The sequence below is a fragment of the Amycolatopsis sp. NPDC049691 genome, from assembly GCF_040675005.1.
In the GTDB taxonomy this organism is placed as follows: domain Bacteria; phylum Actinomycetota; class Actinomycetes; order Mycobacteriales; family Pseudonocardiaceae; genus Amycolatopsis.
Genome location: NZ_JBFANX010000045.1, coordinates 1 through 19905, shown reverse-complemented (window position 1 = coordinate 19905; position 19905 = coordinate 1). Strand labels below are relative to the sequence as shown.

18 protein-coding genes and 1 pseudogene are annotated in these 19905 nt (G+C 68.9%); 10 read left to right on the top strand and 9 right to left on the bottom strand.

The window, feature by feature from the left end:
- Positions 1 to 330: 330 nt before the first annotated feature.
- Positions 331 to 771, bottom strand: a complete 441-nt coding sequence (locus tag AB0J40_RS47230) for a hypothetical protein (RefSeq protein ID WP_364467193.1) — start codon at positions 769 to 771, stop codon at positions 331 to 333.
- A 111-nt stretch (positions 772 to 882) separates the two neighbouring features.
- Between AB0J40_RS47230 and AB0J40_RS47225 the strand changes: the two genes are divergently transcribed.
- Positions 883 to 2244, top strand: coding sequence for an NAD-dependent succinate-semialdehyde dehydrogenase (locus AB0J40_RS47225; protein WP_364467191.1), 1362 nt, complete (start codon positions 883 to 885; stop codon positions 2242 to 2244).
- A gap of 38 nt (positions 2245 to 2282) precedes the next feature.
- Here AB0J40_RS47225 and AB0J40_RS47220 read toward each other — a convergent pair whose 3' ends face one another.
- The 6 genes and pseudogenes from AB0J40_RS47220 to AB0J40_RS47195 all read right to left on the bottom strand — a co-directional run bounded on the left by AB0J40_RS47220 (position 2283) and on the right by AB0J40_RS47195 (position 8891).
- Complete coding sequence (locus AB0J40_RS47220) at positions 2283 to 3377, bottom strand: tyrosine-type recombinase/integrase (RefSeq protein ID WP_364467189.1); 1095 nt, start codon at positions 3375 to 3377, stop codon at positions 2283 to 2285.
- Positions 3352 to 3594: a hypothetical protein gene (locus AB0J40_RS47215; protein WP_364467187.1), complete on the bottom strand. Its 243-nt coding sequence runs from the start codon at positions 3592 to 3594 to the stop codon at positions 3352 to 3354. The genes AB0J40_RS47220 and AB0J40_RS47215 overlap by 26 nt, the downstream gene beginning before the upstream one ends.
- Before the next feature lie 303 nt (positions 3595 to 3897).
- A pseudogene (locus AB0J40_RS47210) lies at positions 3898 to 4380 on the bottom strand (helix-turn-helix transcriptional regulator); the annotation flags it as partial.
- Between the two features lie 61 nt (positions 4381 to 4441).
- Positions 4442 to 6589 (bottom strand): P-loop NTPase fold protein, encoded by a 2148-nt coding sequence (locus AB0J40_RS47205; RefSeq protein WP_364467185.1) that lies wholly within the window; start codon positions 6587 to 6589, stop codon positions 4442 to 4444.
- 597 nt (positions 6590 to 7186) lie between these two features.
- On the bottom strand, positions 7187 to 7570 hold the full coding sequence (locus tag AB0J40_RS47200; protein WP_364467183.1) for a hypothetical protein: 384 nt from the start codon (positions 7568 to 7570) through the stop codon (positions 7187 to 7189).
- A 34-nt stretch (positions 7571 to 7604) separates the two neighbouring features.
- On the bottom strand, positions 7605 to 8891 hold the full coding sequence (locus tag AB0J40_RS47195) for an ABC transporter substrate-binding protein (RefSeq protein WP_364467181.1): 1287 nt from the start codon (positions 8889 to 8891) through the stop codon (positions 7605 to 7607).
- A gap of 127 nt (positions 8892 to 9018) precedes the next feature.
- On the opposite strand from AB0J40_RS47195, the gene AB0J40_RS47190 reads away from it, so the two are divergent.
- Positions 9019 to 10041, top strand: coding sequence for a LacI family DNA-binding transcriptional regulator (locus AB0J40_RS47190; protein ID WP_364467179.1), 1023 nt, complete (start codon positions 9019 to 9021; stop codon positions 10039 to 10041).
- Between the two features lie 102 nt (positions 10042 to 10143).
- A complete protein-coding gene (locus tag AB0J40_RS47185) occupies positions 10144 to 10512 on the top strand; it encodes a DUF742 domain-containing protein (protein ID WP_364467177.1) in 369 nt (122 codons plus the stop codon).
- Here the strand turns inward: AB0J40_RS47185 and AB0J40_RS47180 are convergent.
- Complete coding sequence (locus tag AB0J40_RS47180; RefSeq protein ID WP_364467175.1) at positions 10499 to 11329, bottom strand: alpha/beta hydrolase; 831 nt, start codon at positions 11327 to 11329, stop codon at positions 10499 to 10501. The two genes, AB0J40_RS47185 and AB0J40_RS47180, sit on opposite strands and share 14 nt — an antisense overlap.
- 21 nt (positions 11330 to 11350) lie before the next feature.
- Positions 11351 to 11974 carry a TetR/AcrR family transcriptional regulator gene (locus tag AB0J40_RS47175; protein ID WP_364467173.1) on the bottom strand — a complete coding sequence of 208 codons (624 nt, stop codon included), beginning with the start codon at positions 11972 to 11974 and terminating at the stop codon, positions 11351 to 11353.
- A 32-nt stretch (positions 11975 to 12006) separates the two neighbouring features.
- Here AB0J40_RS47175 and AB0J40_RS47170 point away from each other — a divergent pair, with 32 nt between their 5' ends.
- The 7 genes from AB0J40_RS47170 (at position 12007) to AB0J40_RS47140 (ending at position 19819) form a co-directional block, all read left to right on the top strand.
- The gene (locus AB0J40_RS47170; RefSeq protein ID WP_364467171.1) at positions 12007 to 12870 is read left to right on the top strand and encodes an SDR family NAD(P)-dependent oxidoreductase; all 864 of its coding nucleotides are present in this window, start codon (positions 12007 to 12009) and stop codon (positions 12868 to 12870) included.
- 106 nt (positions 12871 to 12976) lie between these two features.
- A complete protein-coding gene (locus AB0J40_RS47165; RefSeq protein WP_364467169.1) occupies positions 12977 to 14302 on the top strand; it encodes a cytosine permease in 1326 nt (441 codons plus the stop codon).
- Between the two features lie 15 nt (positions 14303 to 14317).
- On the top strand, positions 14318 to 15859 hold the full coding sequence (locus AB0J40_RS47160) for a hydantoinase/oxoprolinase family protein (protein ID WP_364467167.1): 1542 nt from the start codon (positions 14318 to 14320) through the stop codon (positions 15857 to 15859).
- Positions 15859 to 16929 carry a DUF917 domain-containing protein gene (locus AB0J40_RS47155; protein WP_364467165.1) on the top strand — a complete coding sequence of 357 codons (1071 nt, stop codon included), beginning with the start codon at positions 15859 to 15861 and terminating at the stop codon, positions 16927 to 16929. Before AB0J40_RS47160 ends, AB0J40_RS47155 begins: the two co-directional genes overlap by 1 nt.
- Positions 16926 to 18020, top strand: a complete 1095-nt coding sequence (locus AB0J40_RS47150; protein WP_364467164.1) for a DUF917 domain-containing protein — start codon at positions 16926 to 16928, stop codon at positions 18018 to 18020. Before AB0J40_RS47155 ends, AB0J40_RS47150 begins: the two co-directional genes overlap by 4 nt.
- Positions 18017 to 18727: an SDR family oxidoreductase gene (locus AB0J40_RS47145; protein ID WP_364467162.1), complete on the top strand. Its 711-nt coding sequence runs from the start codon at positions 18017 to 18019 to the stop codon at positions 18725 to 18727. Before AB0J40_RS47150 ends, AB0J40_RS47145 begins: the two co-directional genes overlap by 4 nt.
- A 21-nt stretch (positions 18728 to 18748) precedes the next feature.
- Positions 18749 to 19819 (top strand): DUF917 domain-containing protein, encoded by a 1071-nt coding sequence (locus tag AB0J40_RS47140; protein ID WP_364467160.1) that lies wholly within the window; start codon positions 18749 to 18751, stop codon positions 19817 to 19819.
- Positions 19820 to 19905 lie beyond the last annotated feature (86 nt).

Genomic DNA, 19905 nt, shown 5'->3' with positions numbered 1-19905 from the left:
CTCCAGCAGCTGGAACTCGCCCGGGGTGGTCTCGACCGGGCGGCCGTCGACCGACACCTCGTGCCGGACCGGGTCGAGCCGCAGGGCGCCGGCCCTCGAGGACGTCGTGGCCGGTCAGCAGGGCGTGGGTGGTGGAGGGGACGCCGCTGACGACGGCGGCGATGGCTCCGGCGCGAACGGCCCGGCGGAGTGCCACGGGGCGGCCCGCGGTGCCGGCTTTGCCTCGGCGGAGCGCCGGTTCGCCCGCGTCGGCCGGGTCGATATCAGCGCCGGGCACCGGATTGCCGCGTCGTCGCGCAGCGGCTTCGATGCGGCGCGATCTCGCCCGGCTCACCCCGTCGCCAGGTACGCGGCCACCCGGATCCGCAACCCCCGGACGTGCGGCAGCGCGATCGTGAACTCCGTCGCGGGCCGGTAGCCCGGCCATCGGTCGCCGTGCGTGCAGGGGCCGGCGAAGTACACGAAGCCGTCTTCGTCGTCGTAGCGGCCGGGGGACCAGCGCGCGGCGTCGCCCGCCCGGCGGTCCGCGCACGCCGCCCGCGCGATCCAGTACGTCTCGTGTTTCATGACGCGGCGCAGCTGCGCGGCGAACCCCGGCAGCTCCTCTTCCGGCAGGCCGAGCCCGCGGGCGCTCCAGACCCGCGGCGTGCGGTCGGCGGAGCGCAGGGGACAGCGGAAGGTGACCTCGCCACCCGCGTAATCGCGGTTCCAGCGCGGTTTTTCTCTTGCCAGTTCGGCGAATTCGGGTCCGCCGGTGATCTCCAGCGTCATGGGGGAACGATAGTCGATCACGCGGCCAGGGGTACCGCCGCGCGGGTGTCGATCACAGATCTCATGCTGTATACAGTATGCAGTAGGCTACCGTGAGCAGAGGAGGCCGCCATGTACTCAGTCACCAACCCCGCCACCGGTGAACTCGTGGAGGAGATCCCGAACGCGACCGACGAGGAGGTCCGCGCGGCGATCGACCGGGTCCACGGCGGGTTCGCGGCCTGGCGCGCGCGGCCGGTGGCCGAACGCGCGGCGATCGTGCTGCGCGCGGCGGAGCTGTTCGCCGAACGCGCCGACGAGCTGGCCGCGATCATGACCCTCGAGATGGGGAAGCGGATCAACGAAGGCCGCGGCGAGGTCGGCGTGGTCGTCGACATCTTCCGGTACTACGGCGAGCGCGGGCCCGACCTGCTGGCCGACGAGCCGCTCGCCCTCCGCGGCGGCGAGGCCGTGCTGACGAAGGAGCCGATCGGGGCGCTGCTGGGCGTCATGCCGTGGAACTTCCCGTGCTACCAGGTCGCCCGGTTCGTCGCGCCGAACCTGGTGCTCGGCAACACGATCCTGCTCAAGCACGCGTCGATCTGCCCGCGTTCGGCGGCGGCGATCGAGAGCGTGCTGCACGACGCCGGCGTGCCCTCGGACGCGTACGTGAACGTGTTCGCGTCGAGCCGGCAGGTCCCGTGGATGCTCGCGGACCCGCGCCTGGTCGGGGTGTCGCTCACGGGCAGCGAGCAGGCGGGCATCTCGGTGGCGGCCGAGGCCGGGCGGAACCTCAAGAAGTGCGTCCTGGAACTCGGCGGGTCGGACCCGCTGATCGTCCTGGACACCGACGACCTGGACGAGACGGTCAAGGTCACGGCGACGGCCCGGATGCGCAACTGCGGCCAGTCGTGCAACGCGCCGAAGCGGATGATCGTGCTGGGCCCGCTGTACGACGAGTTCGTCGACCGGCTGGCCAAGCGCGTGACGGAGTACTACGTGCCGGGCGACCCGGCCGACCCGGCGACAACGCTGCCCCCGCTGGCCTCGATCGCGGCGGCGGACGAGGTGGCGGCCCAGGTGGAGACGGCGATCCGCGAGGGAGCAACACTGCGCGCGGGCGGCCACCGGGTCCCCGGCGGCGGCGCGTACCTGGAGGCGACGGTGCTGACGGACGTGACACCGGGAATGGCCGCGTACCACGAGGAGATCTTCGGCCCGGTGGTACTGGTGTTCCGCGCGGAGACGGAGGACGAGGCGATCGCCCTGGCGAACGACACACCGTTCGGCTTGGGGGCGAGCGTGTTCGGGACGGACCGGGAGCGGGCCACGCGAGTGGCCCGGCGGATCGAGGCCGGGATGGTTTACCTCAACAAGTCGGGCGGGTCGGAGGCGGATTTGCCGTTCGGGGGGATCAAGCGGTCGGGTATTGGACGGGAATTGGGGGCGTTGGGGATTGAGGAGTTCATGAACAAGAAACCTATACGCCTCTGACCTGTTGTTTTGTTGCTTTTGATCCCGCCAGGCCGTTGTCAGGCCGTCTCGGAATCCTGGGCCGCCTGCTGCGGCCGGCGGGGCTTGAACACCCGGTTGGTAGCCGCTCGCGCCCGCTTGTGGCTGGACGGGACGAGGTGCGTGTAGATCCGGAGCGTGTAGCCCGGGTCGTGGTGGCCGAGGTACTCCGCGACCTCCTTGATCGACACGCCGTTGGCGAGCATCGTCGAGGCGAAGAAGTGCCTCATGGCGTGCATCCCGTCACGCCGTTCGACGTAGTCGAGTCCCGCACCCGCGAAGGCTGGCCGCCAGACGTGGTACGTGAGATTGGCACCCTTGATCACGTTCCTGATCGGCTGCCCGGTGTAGACGCTGCGCTTTGTTGTCCGGCCGATCAGCACGCGTACGGTCTCCGGCCGGCCACCCGGTTCGAGCCAGGGGAGTGTCAGCGTGACCGGCTCGAAGGTGGCCATGTAGTCGTCGATGTCGTCGAGCACGCCCTGTCCGAGCGGCACCACACGAGTCTTGCCACCCTTGGGCGGCGAGAACACCGGCTGAGTGCCGATCCACCGGATCTGACGCTGAACGTTGACGATCATCTCGTCCCGGTCGACGTCGTCCGGACTGAACCCGAAGATCTCCATCTGCCGCAGCCCGAGCCCGGCCCCGAGCGGCACCGTGACGGTGTACTCGGCGGGCAGGGCGAGCCGGACCGCGCGGACCCGGCTGTCCGGCCACGGGATGACCTTCCGCTGGACTGGCTTGGGCCGCTTGACGCTCTTCGCCCGGCATGGGTTCGCCCGGATCTTCTTGTCGTCGTAGGCCGCCTGGAGGATGGCGGACACGGTGTCGAAGAGGACCGCGCGGGTGGACGCCATCAGGCCGCGCCCGCCTTCGCTCTTCGGCCGTTCCAACCAGTCGAGCCAGTCACGAATGGTGTCGGTCTTCGCGGCTACTTTGAGCGGCTTGTCGCCGAGGAACGGGAAGATCCCGGTCTTGAGGTGGTTGCTCACGGTCTGCCGGGTCCCGGCGTCGGCGGACTGGCCCTTGCGCCACTGGGCCGTGTAGTCGCGGAACTTCTCTTCACCGGACTCAGTCGAGATGTACTCACCGGCGAGCACGTCGTGTTGCATCTTGGTCAGGAAGGGTCTTGGCCTTCGTAAGTTGCTTGTCCGGAAAGGACTTGCTCCGTTCGTTTCCCTCGGGGTCGTAGTACCGGACCTTGTACCGGTCGCCCTTGCCGAACAGTTCGGTCTTCTCACGGACCGGGTGCCCCTTGGCGTTGAAGACCGGATTACCTTCCGTGTCCTTCTTCTGTCTCCACCACCGGTCTTGCACGTGGCCTTTCATGAACTCACCTTTCTCTTGTTGGATAGGAAAACTCGCCTACCCCATGCCTCTTGGTTGAGGCATGGGGTAGGTCCTCGTCGTGAGTTGTTGCTATGCGGCTTCTGTCGATCCGTTCAGGGCGTCGATCCACTGGCGCACCGTCTCCGGGTCGTACCGAACGTGCTTTCCCAGCCGCAGCCACTGCGGGCCGTAGCCCTTGAAACGCCAGTTCCGCAGCGTTTTCACGGGAATGCCGAGGAATGTACCCAGATCATCGGGGGTCCACAGTCCCTCGACGCTGACGACCTTCACCCGTGCTTCCATCTTGTACCCGGCATCGTCCGCCGAGGCCGCCTCCACCGCCTGCGTGGTCTTGATCAGCCCAGGCAGCGCGGTGACGACGCGCCCGAGGTCGCCCTTTTGATAGCTCGACCAGGCATCTTCCACCAGTTGCCGAACGGGCTGCGGGTCGATGTACTCAGGTGACATGGCCGAGGAGAACAGCGTCCGCGACAGCCGGCGAGGCGCCATCAGTGCGTCTCGGATCGCGGGGACGTCGTCGTGCTCGTCCTGCTCTTCCATCAGCACGGGTTCGCCGAGCAGGTCACCCAGCGTCACCCGTAGCGCCCGCGCCAGGTCGGCCAGAACGTCCAACCTGCGGATATCCCGCTCGCCGCGCTCGATCTTGCTCAACCAGTCCTCAGTACGGCCCACCAGGTCGGCAAGCACCGCCTGCGACAGCCCCCGCCGCCGCCGGTAGAACGCGATCCGCTCACCGATGCTGAGCTGGTCACCCGCACCACGCATGATTCCAGTTTACATGGCACGCGCACAGTGTCACTGGGTGAGCGTCAGGTAGGAATTCGCCTCAATCTTGGGAATCCCGGGCTACTTTCAACGCGAGTAAAGCAAGGCCATATTCTTCTCGATTCTTCTGGGTTGACGGCCGTTCGGTAAGTTGTGACAGGCTAACAGGAGGTTCGCCAATATGATCACGAAGCTCTTCGATTGCGAGGTCGACGTCTAGGAATTGGCTAAGTTCCTCGATAGTACGTTCGCCGACTAATCGAGTGTTCCCGTTGCTGCCGTATAGCGTGCGTTCACCCACGAGGTGGCCTAGGTAGCCTCGCATTGACCAGTGTCCAGAAGATATGAACTCATGGGCTCTAGAGCGTGCCTCTGTCAGGCCGTAAAGAGCCCCCCAGCGAAGAAATAAGCGGAATTCCTCCTGGTCGAGCGTTGTAATATCGAGTTGGCCAATTCGATTTACTTCCGACTCTAACACGTCCTTAAGCTTAGTCAGCAATGGATCTAGCCAAACCGGGGTCTCTTCGGCCCTCTGGCCTCGGCTAGCTTGGTTGGCTGCGAGCAGCGCGTTTTCTGGACGAACAATTTCTTCTAGTATCCGATCAAGCCTGCTGGGAGAGGTTCGATCGAGTACGTCTCTTATTATATACTCGACCTCGTCGAATGTTGATCCCAGCAAGAACTGTCGGTCGTCATCAAGTGATCGGTATGCCGATGTTAATCGGCGGACAAGTATGGAAGGGTCGTCAAAGTTCAACTTGCGCAGGATATTTCCAATCTTCCGTATCGACACGCGGGGTGACTCTTCTATTAGTAGGTCCAAGGTCAAAGCGTCCACTGCGGAAGTGTCGTTCCGGAGGTAGGCATTGAGCCCGCTGGCGACAACTTGGTCAGACACGTCTCCGGGTGGGATTGTGACTTGGAAGTATCTGTCAAAGTATGTTGCGGAGCCGATCCGCTGGTTCTGCTCGGCGTCAGTTCTTGATTGAGCCTGCTTTACTCCTGTAACGGCTTCGGATGCGGACTTGAACATCTCAGCCAGCACTCCGAGAACATTTGCAGCACGCTCATCTGCGACATTGTAGAGTTTTAGTTGCTGATCCCAGAATAACTTATGATCTTCGGGATCATTCTTTGTTGTGAAGTCCCAATATGACTCGCCTGAAAGTCGAGATTTATATGCTGGAAGCGCATTGTAGAGGGCGGGCTCGTATATTCGCAGAAAACTTATCAAGAAATTATCGGTGAAATTCACTTCGCCTGCGAGTGCGGCCCAGGACTGTTGAACATCAATAAATAGCTTTCTTATGCTTCGGGGAGTATTGAGCCATGGGGCAAGGTATCGTCGGGTAATCTGATAGGTATTGCTGATATCGCTCGGGTCTATCTCGGTGTTGGAGCGTTTCGCAACTGATCGGATACCCTTGAGAAAGAGATCTTCATAGTGCGCTTCGTGGAGTGGCGGTATGTTCACCTTTGCCTGCACGATTTTTTCAACGTAGGCTGAAGCGCGAGCACGATCTTTCTGTGCGAGGTCGGTAGAGGATAGTAAATCGAGAATAGTGTGTTCGTCGAACGACAGAACATAGTAAACATTGGGAAAACGTGCAATAGATCTTATCAATTTAAAAACGAGTAGTAGTTCTTCTGGGTGGAGCCTGTCGAGATCGTCGATTATGATCAGAACTTTGTAATCGAGGCTCTGAAGATCGCGATCGATAGAGTTTCGGGTGCTCTCAAGGGAGCCGGCGCTGGCTAGGATGTCGCTAACGCCCTTCAGGGGGCCGGATAGATCTGGTCCACCGATCACTGCGGGCATCTTTCCGAGTGGAGCCGCTGCTGCGGAGTACTTAGCCAACTTGGCGCGAGTTTTCTTGAAACCCTTCTGAGGGAGGACCTTTTGTAGGCTTGTGAAGAAACCTGACACGAGTGACGCGAGATCCGAGAAGAGCCATGGACTGAAGTCCACAACCCGTATTTTATCTTCTTGTGTAAGCCGCTTGCGTGCTAGATTTAGGACGGTGGTCTTTCCGGCGCCCCAGGATCCGGTCAGGGCAATAACACTGCTCGCTGTGCTTTTGGTGGCAGATGTTATTTGTGAGATAAGCAGATGTACCGTGTGGCCACGCTGAAGCTGGTCATCGGCTGCATCGTTGAGTGGCTCGTCTGCGATCAGGTCGTCATCCGTAAATGTCACGATATCTTCCATTGCTGAAGTTGGCTCTATGGGATCAAAGCGCGCCGGCGGCGGCGGCGCGCACGTCACCACCCGTGCGGCGGGCCCGCCCTCATGCGACACGGACGGCCTGCCGCTCCGCTTCGGCCGCCGGTCGCCGGGCGGCCCGCCGGAGGGTCGGCCGTGTACGCGCGCCGCCGCGAGCTGGTTGATCCACTCGTCCCCATACGCCCAGAGACGTCGCCGAGTCGATCAGTGTTACGTCAGAGCAGGCCACGATCAGGTGACCGCTCCCTCGTCGGCGATCGTTTAACACCGGACGACCGCCATCAAGGGCGCCTACGGCGTCGCTCCGCGATGGACGCAAGCGCCCACCCTTGACACCGGCCCTCCGGCGCTAACCGCAGCGGGGACGAGGAAGACGGGGGAGAGCTGCCACCAGGCCGGACGGGCACAGGAGCAGCGAGGAGCCAGGCCGTCTACAGGCCGTCAGACGTCCAGACAGGCCCGGACACGACCGGACCCAACAGACACAAAAGAGCAGGTCAGAGGCGGTAAGCCCAAGAACGCCCCCAGGCCTGCTGACCGCCTGGATGTTCATGAACAAGAAACCCATCCGCCTCTGAGTCCTCAGTCCGTGGCTTGGGCGTCCCGTTCCGAGCGGGCCATTTCGCGAGCGATCTCCGCCTGCTCGCGCTTCGTGCGGTCCGACGCCGCCTGCAGGCGGTCCTTCGCGCGGGACACCTCGGCGCTCGCGCGGTCCAGGGACTGGCGCTCCAGATCCGCCAAGTTCGCGTCGAAGTCGGGTGGGGAGCCCAGGTGGGTCTCGAAGCGGGCTTCGTAGTGCTTGATCCGCTCTTCGCGTTCGTCCGCTGCCAGTTCGCGGCGGTCGGCCAGACTCTCGCGCTCGTCGGCGACGCGTCCGCGCTCGTCCGCTCGCTTGTCGCGCTCGTCCGCGCGCCGGTCGCGTTCGTCGGCGGTGCGCTCGCGGTCGCCTGCAGGTGGGTCGCCCATGGCGTTCACGATACTGCCGGGGAACCGGCCCCGATCAGGGGATGATGCCCCGCGAGTTCAACGCGTCCGTCAGGCGGTCGCGAAGCTCCTGAGCCGTGGCCTGGACGTCGATTTCCGCCGGTGGGGACAGCACCTTCGAAATCACCGTCGACAGGTTCTGGTACGCCGGGGTCAGCGGGCGGACCGCCGCGTCCGTCAGGGCCGCCTGGATGTCGCCCTTCATCGGATACTGGTCGGCCATCGTCGGGTTTTCCTTGGGGTCCGCCGGTTTCGTGGCGTCCAGCGGCGCGTTGTCGCGGTAGATCGACGCGATGCTCGGCGGGATGCCGTCCACCAGGGCCTGGTACTTCTGCGAAGTCGCGTTGCGCAGGCACAGCGCCGCTTCGAACGCTTCCGGCTTGTGCTGCGAATACGTCGACACCGCCAGGTTGAACCCGCCGATCGTCACCCGGCTCGGCTGGCCGGCCACCACCGACGGGTACCGCGTCCACTTGAAGTGCGCCAGGTCCTGCGGCTTCTCCTTCGCGTAGGACGCGTAGACGAACGGCCAGTTCAGCTCGGTCGCCGCCTGGCCGCGCTGGAACGCCTGGCGGATGTCGTCCTCCTTCTGGTTCGTCAGCGACGGGTCCGTGATCCCCGCCGTGGTGAGCTTCTTCAGCAGCTCCAAAGCGCGCACCGCGCCGTCGTCCATCACCACGGACTTGCCGTCGTCGGACAGGATGTGCCCGCCCGCCGACGCCACCAGCGTGTTGTAGAAGACCACCAGCCCTTCGTACTGCGCGCCGGTGAACACGACCTGGTACGGCTTCCCGGCCGCCTTCAGCTGCTGCGCCTGCGTCATGAGCTCGTCGAACGACTTCGGCGGCGACGGCGTGATCCGGTCGTCGTACCAGAGCAGCTGGACGTTCGTGTTCTTCGTGGCGCCGTAGAGCTTTCCGTTCCACTTCGCGGTGGCCAGCGGCCCGGGCAGCACGTCGCGCGTGGCCGCCGCCGCGTTCGCGCCGGTCCACTCCTCGGCCCAGCCCGCTTCGGCGAACTCCGGCACCCACGTGACGTCGAGGCCGAGCACGTCCAGCGAGGTGTCGCCCGCGGCGAGCCGGCGGACCATCTGCTCGCGCTGGCCGTCCGCGCCGCGCGGCAGCTTGTTGTAGACGATCTTGTACCGGCCCGCCGCCTCCTGCGTGCACCGGTCGACCACCGTCTGCAGGTGGTCCTCCGGCGAGATGTACAGGTTGATCGTCAGCCCGCTCGCCGACGAGCAGGCGGCGAGCGCGGTGGCGGCCAGCAGGGTCGCACCGGTGAGCGGGAGGAGCTGGCGCATGTCGGCCTCCTTGCCGGGCGGGCGACGCCATTGCAAGCGCTTGCATCGATGATTAGCCTTGATCAAGGCGAGTGTCAATGGCAGAGACACTGATGGTTGCAAGCGCTTGCAACAGATGGGGCAGAGAATGCCGGACAAGCTCGACGACGTGGCGCGGCTCGCGGGCGTCTCGCCCGCCACCGTGTCGCGGGCCCTGCGCGGGGTGTCCGGGGTCGCCGAGCGCACGCGGACCCGGGTGCTCGCGGCCGCCGCCGAGCTGGGGTATGCCATTTCGCCCGCCGCGTCGAGCCTGGCCACCGGGCGGACCGGGACGGTCGGCGTGATCGTGCCCTTCGTCGACCGCTGGTACTTCTCTCGCCTCATCTCCGGGGTCGAGCGGGTGCTGCGCGACGCCGGGCTGAGCCTGCTGCTCTACAACCTCGGCGACGGCCCGGGCCGCGCGCGGTTCTTCGCCGACCTGCCGCTGCGCCGCCGGGTCGACGCCGTGCTCGTCCTTTCCCTGCCGCTGGCGGAAGCCGAACGCGAACAGCTGCGGGGGCTCGGCACGCCGCTCGTCACGATCGGCACGGAGGAGCCGGGCGCCGACTCCGTCGGGATCGACGACCACGGCGCGGCGGTCACCGCGATGCGCCACCTCGTCCAGCTGGGCCACCGCGAGATCGCGTTCATCGGCGAGAGCGACCCCGTCCCGCTCGGGTTCACGACGCCGTTGCGGCGGCTGGCGGCCTACCGCGAGGTCTACCGCGGCGTCTGCCGGGAGGACGGCCGGGTGCCGGAACCGGCGTTCGAGACCGGTGGCGGGTTCACCGTCGCGGGCGGGGAACGGGCGATGGGCGCGCTCCTCGGCCTGCACCGCCGTCCGACGGCGGTGTTCGCCGCGTCGGACGAAATGGCGTTCGGGGCGCTGCGGACGCTGCGCCGGGCCGGGCTGCGCGTGCCCGCGGACGTCTCGGTGCTCGGGTTCGACGACCACGACCTCGCCGACCTGCTCGAGCTGAGCACGGTCGCGCAGCCCGTCGCCGAGCTGGGCGAGCGGGCCGGGCACCTGATCCTGGCGCGATTGTCCGGCGGAAAAATCGCGACATCGCCGTCGATTCTCGGGACACGTCTAGTCCTTCGCGGCAGTACTGCACCACCGGCGGGGCGTTGACCTGCGGTTTTTCCTGCGTTGCTCTGTTCGGTCGATTGCGGGCTACTCGATCTTTAGGTCAAATAATCGCCGACAAGGATTAATCGCCGTGAGGAGCTGGCTGTGCACTGGGGGTCCGTGCTCGAAGAAGGTGGGGCCGGGATGGTCCGCCCGTACTTCCGCACCCATGGCCGAACGCGTCCGACCCGGGACCTCCCGATCGAGACGCTCGTGTCGATCACCCAGCGGGGGCGGGCGGTCGTGCGGGGGAGCACGACGGAGGAGACGGAGATCTGCGCGCTGCTGCGGACCTCGCAGTCGGTCGCCGAGGTCGCGGCGCGGCGGCGGATCCCGCTGGGCGTGGCACGGGTGCTGCTGTCGGACCTGGCCGACCGCGGGCTGGTCGCGGTGCACACCGCCCGGCGCGGCTCGGGGAACCGGCCGAGCCTGGAGCTGATGGAACGCATCCTGCACGGCCTCAGCCGGCTGTGAACTCCCGGATCAGGCGGGCGAACTCGGCCGGCTGATCGAGTGGCAGCAGCGTGTAGCTGTCGTCGACGCGGACGAGCTTTCCCTTCGGCAGCAACGCGGCCAGCCGCTGGCCGTGCTCCGGTGGCATCACGCGGTCTTCGCTCGCCCAGACCACCAGGGCCGGCCGGTCGAACGCCGGGAGCCGGTCGGCCACTTCGAGCAGAACCCGTGGGGTCGCCGCGAAAGCTCGCAGCATGCGAACCGTGTCCCGCCGGACGTCCGCCCGGCTCAACAACGGCCGGAGCCAGCCCGCGGACACCGCGTCCCCCCGTTTGGTCAGCCAACCGAACGCGATCGGGAGCCGGCGCACCGCGCGCAGCCGCATCTGCTGCATGAACAGCCCGAACAGCCCCGGCGACAGCTTCCCCGTCAGGAAGAGCGTCTTGCCGGTGAGTCCCGGCGGGAAGTTGTCGAACGCGTCGCACGACGCCAGCACGACCCGGCTGACCCGCGCGTCGCCGTCCGCCAGCGCCAGCTGCACCAGCGCCCCGCCGGTGTCGACGCCGACCAAAGTCACCTCGCGCAGGTCGAGGCGGTCGAGGAACTCCATGAGCAACGCGGCGATCCCGGACAGCGAAAGGTCGGCCCCGGGACGCATCGGGTGCCGGTGCGCGCCCAGCGGCAGCGTCGGGACGACGCACCGGTGGCCCGGCAGCGACGCGACCACGCCGTCCCACAGAGAGCCGTCCATCAGCAGGCCGTGCACGAAAACGAGCACCGGGCCCGGCCCGCCCGTGTCGGTGTACTCGACGGTGCCGGCCCCCAGTTCGATCTCCATGCCGAAAGTGAACCACGCGGTTCACAAAGTGTCGAGTGCCTCCTCCCGCTCGACCGCGCGCAGCAGCGCCTCGAACCCGGCCGCCGCGCCCGCGCCGTCCGAGCTGGTCAGCAGGTCGACGAGGAAGCCGCGCAAGGTCGCGAGGATCATCGACGCGACCTCGAACTTCCGCTGGTCCGGCCAGGTGGGCGGGCAGAACGACACCAGCGTCGGCAGGTACTGCTGCGACGCGCCGTGCCCGAGTGCCGCGTACCGGCCCGGGTCGTACATCGCCAGGCCCATCGCCTGGTCCAGCACGCGCCGCAGCTGCGTCTCCTCGTCGCGGAGGCTCACCCACGCGGCGCGGACGCGGTCGGTCAAGGTGGCGGGCGAAGCGGCGATCGCGGTCAGCGCGTTGCCGATCCGCCGTTCCCGCAGCGCGAAGACCACCTGCCGGAGCAGGTCTTCGGCGCTTTCGAAGTGGTAGAGCAGCACCTTGTGCGTCGTCCCGGCCGCGCGAGCGGCGCGCCGCAGCGAGAAGTCCACGAGACCGTTCTCGGCGACGTCGTCGGTGATCTTCGCCAGCAGCTCCCGGCGGCGCGCTTCGCCGCGTGGCGAGCCCGTCGATCGCCGGTAGCCGGCCCGGTCGCCGGTAGCGTTGTCCACGCGGGACAGCTTGGCACGGGGAGGGGACGTCGATGCGGGTGCTGGTGACCGGCGGCAACGCGGGGATCGGTTATTTCGTCGCGGAGCAGCTGGCTTCCGCCGGGGCGGAGGTGGTGATCGGCAGCCGCGACCCGGCGAAGGCGGAGATCGCGGGCACGGCGATCCGGTCGCGGGTCGCCGGCGCGCGCGTCACCCACGTCCGGCTCGACCTCGCCGACCTGGCCCAGGTCGCGACCGTCGAACCCGGGCCGCTCGACGCCGTCGTCTGCAACGCCGGGGTCATGCTCGACCACCCGCCGCGGCGGGAAACCGAAGCCGGCCACGAGCTGATGTTCGGCACCAACCACCTCGGGCACTTCGCGCTGGTCGCCCGGCTGACGCCGGTGCTGGCGCCGGACGCGCGGATCGTCACCACCGGCAGCTTCGCGGCGAAGTCCGCGAAGCTCGACTTCGCCGACCTCCAGAGCGAGCGCGATTACGTCCCGAAGCGCGCGTACGAACGTTCGAAGCTGGCCCAGATGCTCTTCGCGCTCGAACTCGACCGGCGCCTGCGCGAGACCGGCTCGAAGCGGCTGAGCGTCGTCGCCCACCCCGGTGGCGCCCTCGACTCGCTGACGCCGTCGCGCCCGCCCGTGCACGTCCGCACCGGCGGCCAGTGGCTGCGCGGCCGGCCGGCCCGGGCCCTCCTGCAGGGCAAGGACGCCGGCGCGCGGACGGCCGTCCGCGCGGTCCTCGGTCCCGATGTCACCGGCGGCCAGTTGTGGGGCCCGCGCGTGTTCGGCCTGCGCGGCCGGCCTCGCCTCGAACAGCGGTGGGCGAACCTGACCGACGACGCGGCCGCCGGGCGCCTCTGGGCGGAAAGTGTCACGCTGACCGGAGTCGACCCGCTGGGCTGAGTGCACAGCGAAGGCGTGCCCACTGTGCACATCGCACGGTGACGCCGCCGGGGAGGCTGCTTACGGTGCGGGGAACCCGTTCCCCTTCCCGGATTAGGAGGTCGGCGTGGCCTCAACAGTCGGTGTCGATGACTATGCCCTCACCAGAGTGCCGGACCACGCCCGGTACTCGTGGTGGTCGGTCGCCGTCCAGCGGTTCGGCCAGGTGTCCGCCCTGTCCCAGTTCCTGCTCGGAGCCACCGTCGGCTTCGGGATGAGCTTCTGGCCGGCGGTACTGGCGTTCACGCTCGGCTCGGTCATCCTGGAGCTCATCACCATCCTCGTCGGCGTCATCGGCGTCCGCGAGGGCCTCTCGACGTCCATGATCGCCCGCTGGACCGGCTTCGGCCGCGGCGGCTCGGCGCTCATCGGGCTCGCCATCGGGATCAGCCTCATCGGCTGGTTCGGCATCCAGTCCGCGGTGTCCGCGCAGGGTCTCGTCTCGCTCATCGGCGGCCTGCCGGAGTGGGGCTGGGCGCTCGTGTTCGGCCTGCTCGTCACCGCGATCGTGGTGCGCGGCTTCCACTCCATGGCCTGGACGGCGTACCTGACCGTGCCGGCGTTCCTGGTCCTGGTCGGGTGGTCGGTCATCTCCGAGCTGACCCGCCACGACCTGGGCTCGCTCGTCTCGTCGGCCCCGCCCGGGCCGTCGCTGAGCCTGCTGCAGGGCACCACGCTGGTGGCGGGCGGCTTCATCGTCGGTGCGGTGATCACCCCGGACATGACCCGGTTCAACCGGTCCACTTCGGACGTCGTCAAGCAGACGCTCGTCGGGATCACCCTCGGCGAGTACGTCATCGGCCTCGCGGGCGTCCTGCTCGCGCACGCCGTCGGCAGTGCCGGGATCACCACCATCGTGACGTCGTCGGTCGGCTGGGTCGGCCTGCTCATCGTCATCGCCGGCACGATGAAGATCAACGACTGGAACCTGTACTCGTCGGGTCTGGGCGTAGTGAACTTCATCGGCACGGTGTCCGGGCGCAAGGCCCACCGCGGCCTCGTGACGGCGATCCTCGGCGTCGCGGGCAGCCTGCTCGCCGCGGCCGGCATCCTGGCGAAGTTCACCGACTTCCTGACCGTGCTCGGCGTCGCGTTCCCGCCCATCGCCGGGATCATGGTGGCCGAGTACTTCGTGGTGAAGAAGTGGCGCGGGGACCTGGAATCCGCGCGGGCACGCGGAACCGTGCCCGAGGACGCGCCCGTGTGGGTGCCCGCCACGATCGTCGTCTGGATCGCCGCGGCGCTGTTCGGCGAGTTCGTCGAGTGGGGCCTGCCGAGCATCAACTCGCTCGTCGTCGCCTTCGTCCTGTACGTCGTCGCCGGGAAGCTCGGGCTCGTGCGGGGGATCGGCAGCAGCCGGACCGCCGACGCCGAGCCCGCTCCCGCAGTCTGAAAAGGAGAATCCTTCGTGCGCATCGGCATCGACGTCGGCGGCACCAACACCGACGCTGTCCTGCTCGACGGCCGTCAGGTGCTCGCCTCGGTCAAGACCAGCACGACCGCGGACGTCACCTCGGGCATCGTCGCCGCGATCGACGGCCTGCAGCGGCAACGCGCGTTCGACCCGGCGGCGGTGCGGGCGGTGATGATCGGCACCACGCACTTCATCAACGCCCTCGTCGAGGCCCACCGGCTCGCGCCCACCGCGGCCGTCCGGCTGAGCCTGCCGGCCGGGGCGTCGCTGCCGCCCATGGTCGACTGGCCGCAGCGGCTCGTCGACGCGGTGTCGGGGCGCAGCTACCTGGTCCACGGCGGTCACGAGTTCGACGGCCGCCACATCGCGGAGCTCGACGAGAGCGAGCTGCGCAAGGCCGCCGACGACATGGGGGAGGCCGGGGTGCGCAGCGTCGCCATCACCTCGGTCTTCTCCCCCGTCAACGCCGAGTTCGAAGCCCGCGCGGCCGAGATCATCGGCGCGCAGCTGCCGGACGTGGCGATCTCGCTGTCCCACGAGATCGGCCGGATCGGCTTGCTGGAACGGGAAAACGCGACCGTGATCAACGCGGCGCTGCGGGAGCTGGCCGCGCACATCGTCGACGGGCTGGCCGCGTCGGTCACCGGCGCGGGCATCACCGCGCCGCTGTACCTCAGCCAGAACGACGGCACGCTGATGGACGTCGACTTCGCCCGCCGCTACCCGGTGGCCACCTTCGCGTCGGGTCCGACGAACTCGATGCGCGGCGCGGCCGTGCTGTCCGGTTTGGACACCTGTGCGGTGGTCGACGTCGGAGGCACCACTTCGGACGTCGGCGTGCTGCGGCAGGGGTTCCCCCGCGAGGCGACCACCGACGTCAGCGTCGCGGGCATCCGGACCAACTTCCGGATGCCGGACGTGCTGTCGATCGGGATCGGCGGCGGGAGCCGGGTGCGCGGTAACGTCACGGTGGGTCCCGACTCGGTGGGTTACGAGCTGACGTCGAAGGCCCTGGTCTTCGGCGGGGACACGCTCACCGCGACCGACATCGCCGTCGCCGCCGGGCGCGCGGAGATCGGTGATCCGGCACTGGTGGCGCACCTGGACAAGGGTCTGGTGCGGGCGGCGCTCGACCGGATCGCCGCGGACGTGTCCGATGTGGTCGAACGGATGCGGACCTCGGCCGAGCCCTTGCCGGTGGTCGCGGTCGGCGGCGGTTCGGTGCTGCTGCCCGACGAACTCGCCGGCTGCGGCGAGGTGCACCGGCCGGAGAACTACGCCGTGGCCAACGCGATCGGCGCGGCCATCGCGCAGATCGGCGGCGAGGTCGACCGCGTCTACGTGATAGAGCCCGGCCGCCGTGAGGCGGTCGTCGACGAGGCGAAGCAGGAGGCCGTCGACCGCGCGGTGGCGGCCGGTGCTTCGCCGGCGTCGGTCGGCATCGTGGACTTCGACGAGGTGCCCATCCCGTACCTGCCCGGCAACGCCACGCGCATCCGCGTCAAGGCCGTCGGCGACCTGCAGCTGGGGGCGTGATGCGCGACATCACCGAACACGACCTCGACGACATCGCCCGCGGTGCCGCCATCCTCGGCACCGGCGGCGGTGGCGACCCCTACATCGGGCGGCTGCTGGCGTCTTCGGCGGTGCGGCAGCACGGCTCGGTGCCGCTGGTGCCGCTGTCCGACGTGCCGGACGACGCCGTCGTGCTGCCGGTCGCCATGATGGGCGCGCCGACGGTCATGGTCGAAAAGCTGCCCTCGGCCGAGCAGGTCGGGCTCGCCGCCCGCACGCTCGCCGGCTACCTCGGCAAGGAGCTGACGCACATCGCGTGCGCCGAAGCCGGTGGCGTCAACTCGCTCATCCCGGTCGTCGCGGCCGCGCAGCTCGGTCTGCCGCTGGTCGACGCCGACGGCATGGGCCGCGCGTTCCCGGAGCTGCAAATGGTTTTGCCGACTTTGTACGGCATCCGCGCAACCCCGATGTCCATCGCGGACGAGAAGGGCAACCGCGGGGTGCTGGACACTGTGGACAACCGGTGGGCGGAGCGCCTGGCCCGGTCGGCGACGATCGACATGGGCTGCTCGGCGATGATCAGCAACTACGCGATGTCCGGGGGTCAGGCACGCGAATCCCTGGTGCCGGGCACGCTGAGCCTGTGCGCGGAACTGGGCGCGCTGGTCCGGTCCGCGCGCGCTGCCCACGAGGACCCCGTCGCGCGGGTCGTTTCACGGTTGGGCGGCCGGCGGCTGTTCAGCGGCAAGGTCGTCGACGTCGCCCGCCGGACGGTCACCGGCTTCGCCCGCGGGGAAGCGAAACTGTCCGGAACGGACGGCGACACCGGCTCGGAACTGGTGTTGCGCTTCCAGAACGAGCACCTGGTGGCCGAGCGCGACGGCGTCGTCCAGGCGTCGGTGCCGGACCTGATCTGCACGCTGGAGCGCGAGTCCGGCGAGGCCGTGACGACCGAGGGCCTGCGGTACGGCCAGCGCGTCACGGTGCTCGCCGCGCCCGCGGACCCGCGCTGGCACACGCCCGAAGGCATCGCGCTCGCCGGCCCGCGGTACTTCGGCTACGACATCGACCCGATCGGGGTGGCCGGGTGAGCTGGACCCTGACCGAAGCCGACCTGCCCGACCTCGCCCGCGGCGCCGCCGTGCTCGGCACCGGCGGCGGGGGCGACCCGTACGTCGGACGGCTGCTCGTGCGCGAGGCCATCCGCGAACACGGGCCGATCACCGTCCTCGACCCGTCCGAAGTGGACGACCACGCCCTGGTCATCCCGACGGCGCAGATGGGCGCACCGACCGTGGTGCACGAAAAGCTGCCCAACGGCGCCGAACCCGTGCTGGCGCTGCGGACGCTGGAGCGGCACCTCGGCCGGTCCGCGGACGCGACCATGCCGATCGAGTGCGGCGGCATCAACTCGATGATCCCGCTGATCGTCGGGGCCCGGCTCGGGCTGCCCGTCGTCGACGCCGACGGGATGGGCCGGGCGTTCCCCGAACTGCAGATGGAGACGTTCGGCGTCTACGGGGTCACCGGCTCGCCGATGGCCATCGGCGGCGAGCGCGGCGAGACGACCGTGATCGACACCGGCGCGGACAACGAGCGGATGGAGTGGCTGGCCCGCGGCGTGACGATCCGGCTCGGCGGGGTCGCGCACATCGCCGAGTACGCGATGAGCGGCGCCGACGTGAAGCGCACGGCGGTGCCGCAAACGCTTTCGCTGGCGTTGACGGTCGGCCGGACGATCCGGGAAGCGCGGGACGCCAACGAAGACCCGATCGCACGGCTCGCCGCCGCCCTGGTCGAAACGCCGTACCAGCACCTGCGAGTGCTGTTCCGCGGCAAGGTGTCCGATGTGGAGCGCCGGACCGAAGCCGGCTTCGCGCGGGGACGGGCGGCGGCGGTGTCCTTCGACGGTTCGAGCAAGCTGGAGATCCTGTTCCAGAACGAGAACCTGCTGGCCACTGTGGACGGCTCCGTGCGGTGCCTCGTGCCCGACCTGATCTGCGTGCTGGAGTTGTCGACGGCCGAGCCGATCACCACCGAGACGCTGCGGTACGGCCAGCGCGTCACCGTCGTCGGCATCTCGACGCCGCCGCTGATGCGGACGCCGGAGGCCCTGGACACGTTCGGCCCAGGCGCCTTTGGGCTCCCGCACGGCTTCGTCCCCGTGGAGGAGATCGGATGAGCCTGGCCGGGAAGCACGTGGTGATCGTCGGCGGCGGCTCGGGCATCGGGCTCGAAGTGGCCCGCCGGGCCGCCGCGGCGGGTGCGTCGGTGCACCTCGGCGGGCGCACGGCGGAGAAGCTGTCGACGGCGGCCGGCTCGATCGGGGCCACCTGGCAGGTCGCCGACAGCACCGACCAGGAGTCCCTGGCCGCGTTCTTCGGCGCCCTCGACCGCGTCGACTGCCTGTTCACGCCCGGCGCGTCCTACACGGTCGGGCCGCTGCGGGAGCTGAGCGACGAGGACGCGGCGAGCCCGTTCGTGACGAAGTTCTGGGGCCAGTACCACGCCGTCAAGCACGCGGTGCCGAAGCTGGCGCCGGACGCGTCGATCGTGCTGATGTCCGGGGCGGCGAGCGTCCGGCCACCGGGTGCGGCGCCGGCGTACGTCGCCTGCAACGCGGCGGTCGAGGGGCTCGGGCGCGGGCTGGCGGTCGAGCTGGCCCCGATCCGGGTGAACGTCGTCGCGCCGGGCACGATCGACGGCAACCTCTGGGCCGGCCGGCCCGCGGATATGCGGGAGGCGAGCTTCGCGCAGTACCGGGCGGACACGCTGCTGCACCGCGTCGGGAAGGAGTCCGAAGTGGCCGATGCGGTGCTGTACCTGTTCGGCAGCACGTACACCACCGGGTCGACGCTCTACCCCGACGGTGGCTACGCCCTGCGCTGAGCTCGTCTACTGTGGTCAGTCATGCGCATCACCGCCGGTGACGTCGCCGCCCTCGAACGCGGGGTGGCCCTGCTCGGGTCCGGCGGTGGCGGGGACACCGTCACCGCCGCCGTGCTGCTGCGCCGGTTGCTCGCCGGCGGCCGCTCGCTCGTCGTTTCGCCGGTGGCCGAGCTGGCGCCATCGGCCAGAGTGGTGCCCATCGGCGTGGTCGGCGCGACGGCGGCGTTCACCGAGAAGCTGCCGGGCGGCGACGAGTTCGCGTCCGCGGTGGCGGCGATCGAGCGGTGGACGGGCGAGCGCGCCGACGCGCTGATGTCCATCGAGATCGGCGGGCTCAACGGGCTGCTGCCGCTGGTCGTGGCGGATCAACTGGGGCTGGGGTACGTCGACGCCGACCTTTCGGGCCGCGGGCTGCCCCGGCTCGACCAGTTTTCGGTGGCCGCGACCGGCCGCGGGGTGGCACCGGCGGCGCTGGCGGAGCCCGGCGGCCAGGTGGTGGTGCTGGCGGCCGGGTCCGACGTGGTGATCGAGCGGGGCACGCGGGCGTTCCTCGCCAGCTCGGGCGGGTGGGCGGCGTTCGCGCTGGCCCCGATCCCGGCCGGCGAGCTGGCGTCGTGTTCGGTGACGGGGACGACGAGCGGCGCGCTGGCGCTGGGCCGCCGGGTGCTCGCGGCGGGGGAGAGCCCGCCGCGAGCGGTGCTGGAGTCGGCGTTGGCGGGCTCGGTGCTGGCACGCGGCCGGGTGCTGGAGGTGGCGCGGCACCCCGGTCCCGGCCGGCACGGCAGCCCGGGGTTCGGCCGCGGGAGCGTCACGCTGGCCGACCACCGCGACGGCGGGCTGGTCCGGCTGGAGATGGAGAACGAGTACCTGCTGGCCCTGCGCGACGGCGCCCCGGTGGCCTCGACGCCCGACGTGCTCTCGGTGCTGGACCACCGGACGGGGATACCGGTGTCGTGCGACGCGATCCGCGCGGGGGTGGAGGTGGACGTGGTCCGCCTGGCGGCGGCGGAGTTCTGGACCGACCCGCGCCGGCTGCCGGTGCTGCAGCCGAGGGCGTACGGCATCGACTGCGACCCGGTGGGGTTCCCGTGACCCGTCGGCGAGTAGCGCCCCAATGTGGCCTTCGGTGCGTCAGACGCACCGAAGGCCACATTGGGTGCGTCAGACGCAACCAAGGC

Bases quoted from the DNA above. Each gene is read 5' to 3' on its own strand.
- AB0J40_RS47140 (WP_364467160.1), top strand. From the start codon at position 18,749: ATGCGCATCACCGCCGGTGACGTCGCCGCCCTCGAACGCGGGGTGGCC.
- AB0J40_RS47155 (WP_364467165.1), top strand. From the start codon at position 15,859: ATGCGCGACATCACCGAACACGACCTCGACGACATCGCCCGCGGTGCC.
- AB0J40_RS47225 (WP_364467191.1), top strand. From the start codon at position 883: ATGTACTCAGTCACCAACCCCGCCACCGGTGAACTCGTGGAGGAGATC.
- AB0J40_RS47145 (WP_364467162.1), top strand. From the start codon at position 18,017: ATGAGCCTGGCCGGGAAGCACGTGGTGATCGTCGGCGGCGGCTCGGGC.
- AB0J40_RS47200 (WP_364467183.1), bottom strand. From the start codon at position 7,570: ATGGGCGACCCACCTGCAGGCGACCGCGAGCGCACCGCCGACGAACGC.
- AB0J40_RS47170 (WP_364467171.1), top strand. From the start codon at position 12,007: ATGCGGGTGCTGGTGACCGGCGGCAACGCGGGGATCGGTTATTTCGTC.
- AB0J40_RS47180 (WP_364467175.1), bottom strand. From the start codon at position 11,329: ATGGAGATCGAACTGGGGGCCGGCACCGTCGAGTACACCGACACGGGC.
- AB0J40_RS47220 (WP_364467189.1), bottom strand. From the start codon at position 3,377: ATGCAACACGACGTGCTCGCCGGTGAGTACATCTCGACTGAGTCCGGT.
- AB0J40_RS47230 (WP_364467193.1), bottom strand. From the start codon at position 771: ATGACGCTGGAGATCACCGGCGGACCCGAATTCGCCGAACTGGCAAGA.
- AB0J40_RS47205 (WP_364467185.1), bottom strand. From the start codon at position 6,589: ATGGAAGATATCGTGACATTTACGGATGACGACCTGATCGCAGACGAG.
- AB0J40_RS47195 (WP_364467181.1), bottom strand. From the start codon at position 8,891: ATGCGCCAGCTCCTCCCGCTCACCGGTGCGACCCTGCTGGCCGCCACC.
- AB0J40_RS47215 (WP_364467187.1), bottom strand. From the start codon at position 3,594: ATGAAAGGCCACGTGCAAGACCGGTGGTGGAGACAGAAGAAGGACACG.
- AB0J40_RS47190 (WP_364467179.1), top strand. From the start codon at position 9,019: ATGCCGGACAAGCTCGACGACGTGGCGCGGCTCGCGGGCGTCTCGCCC.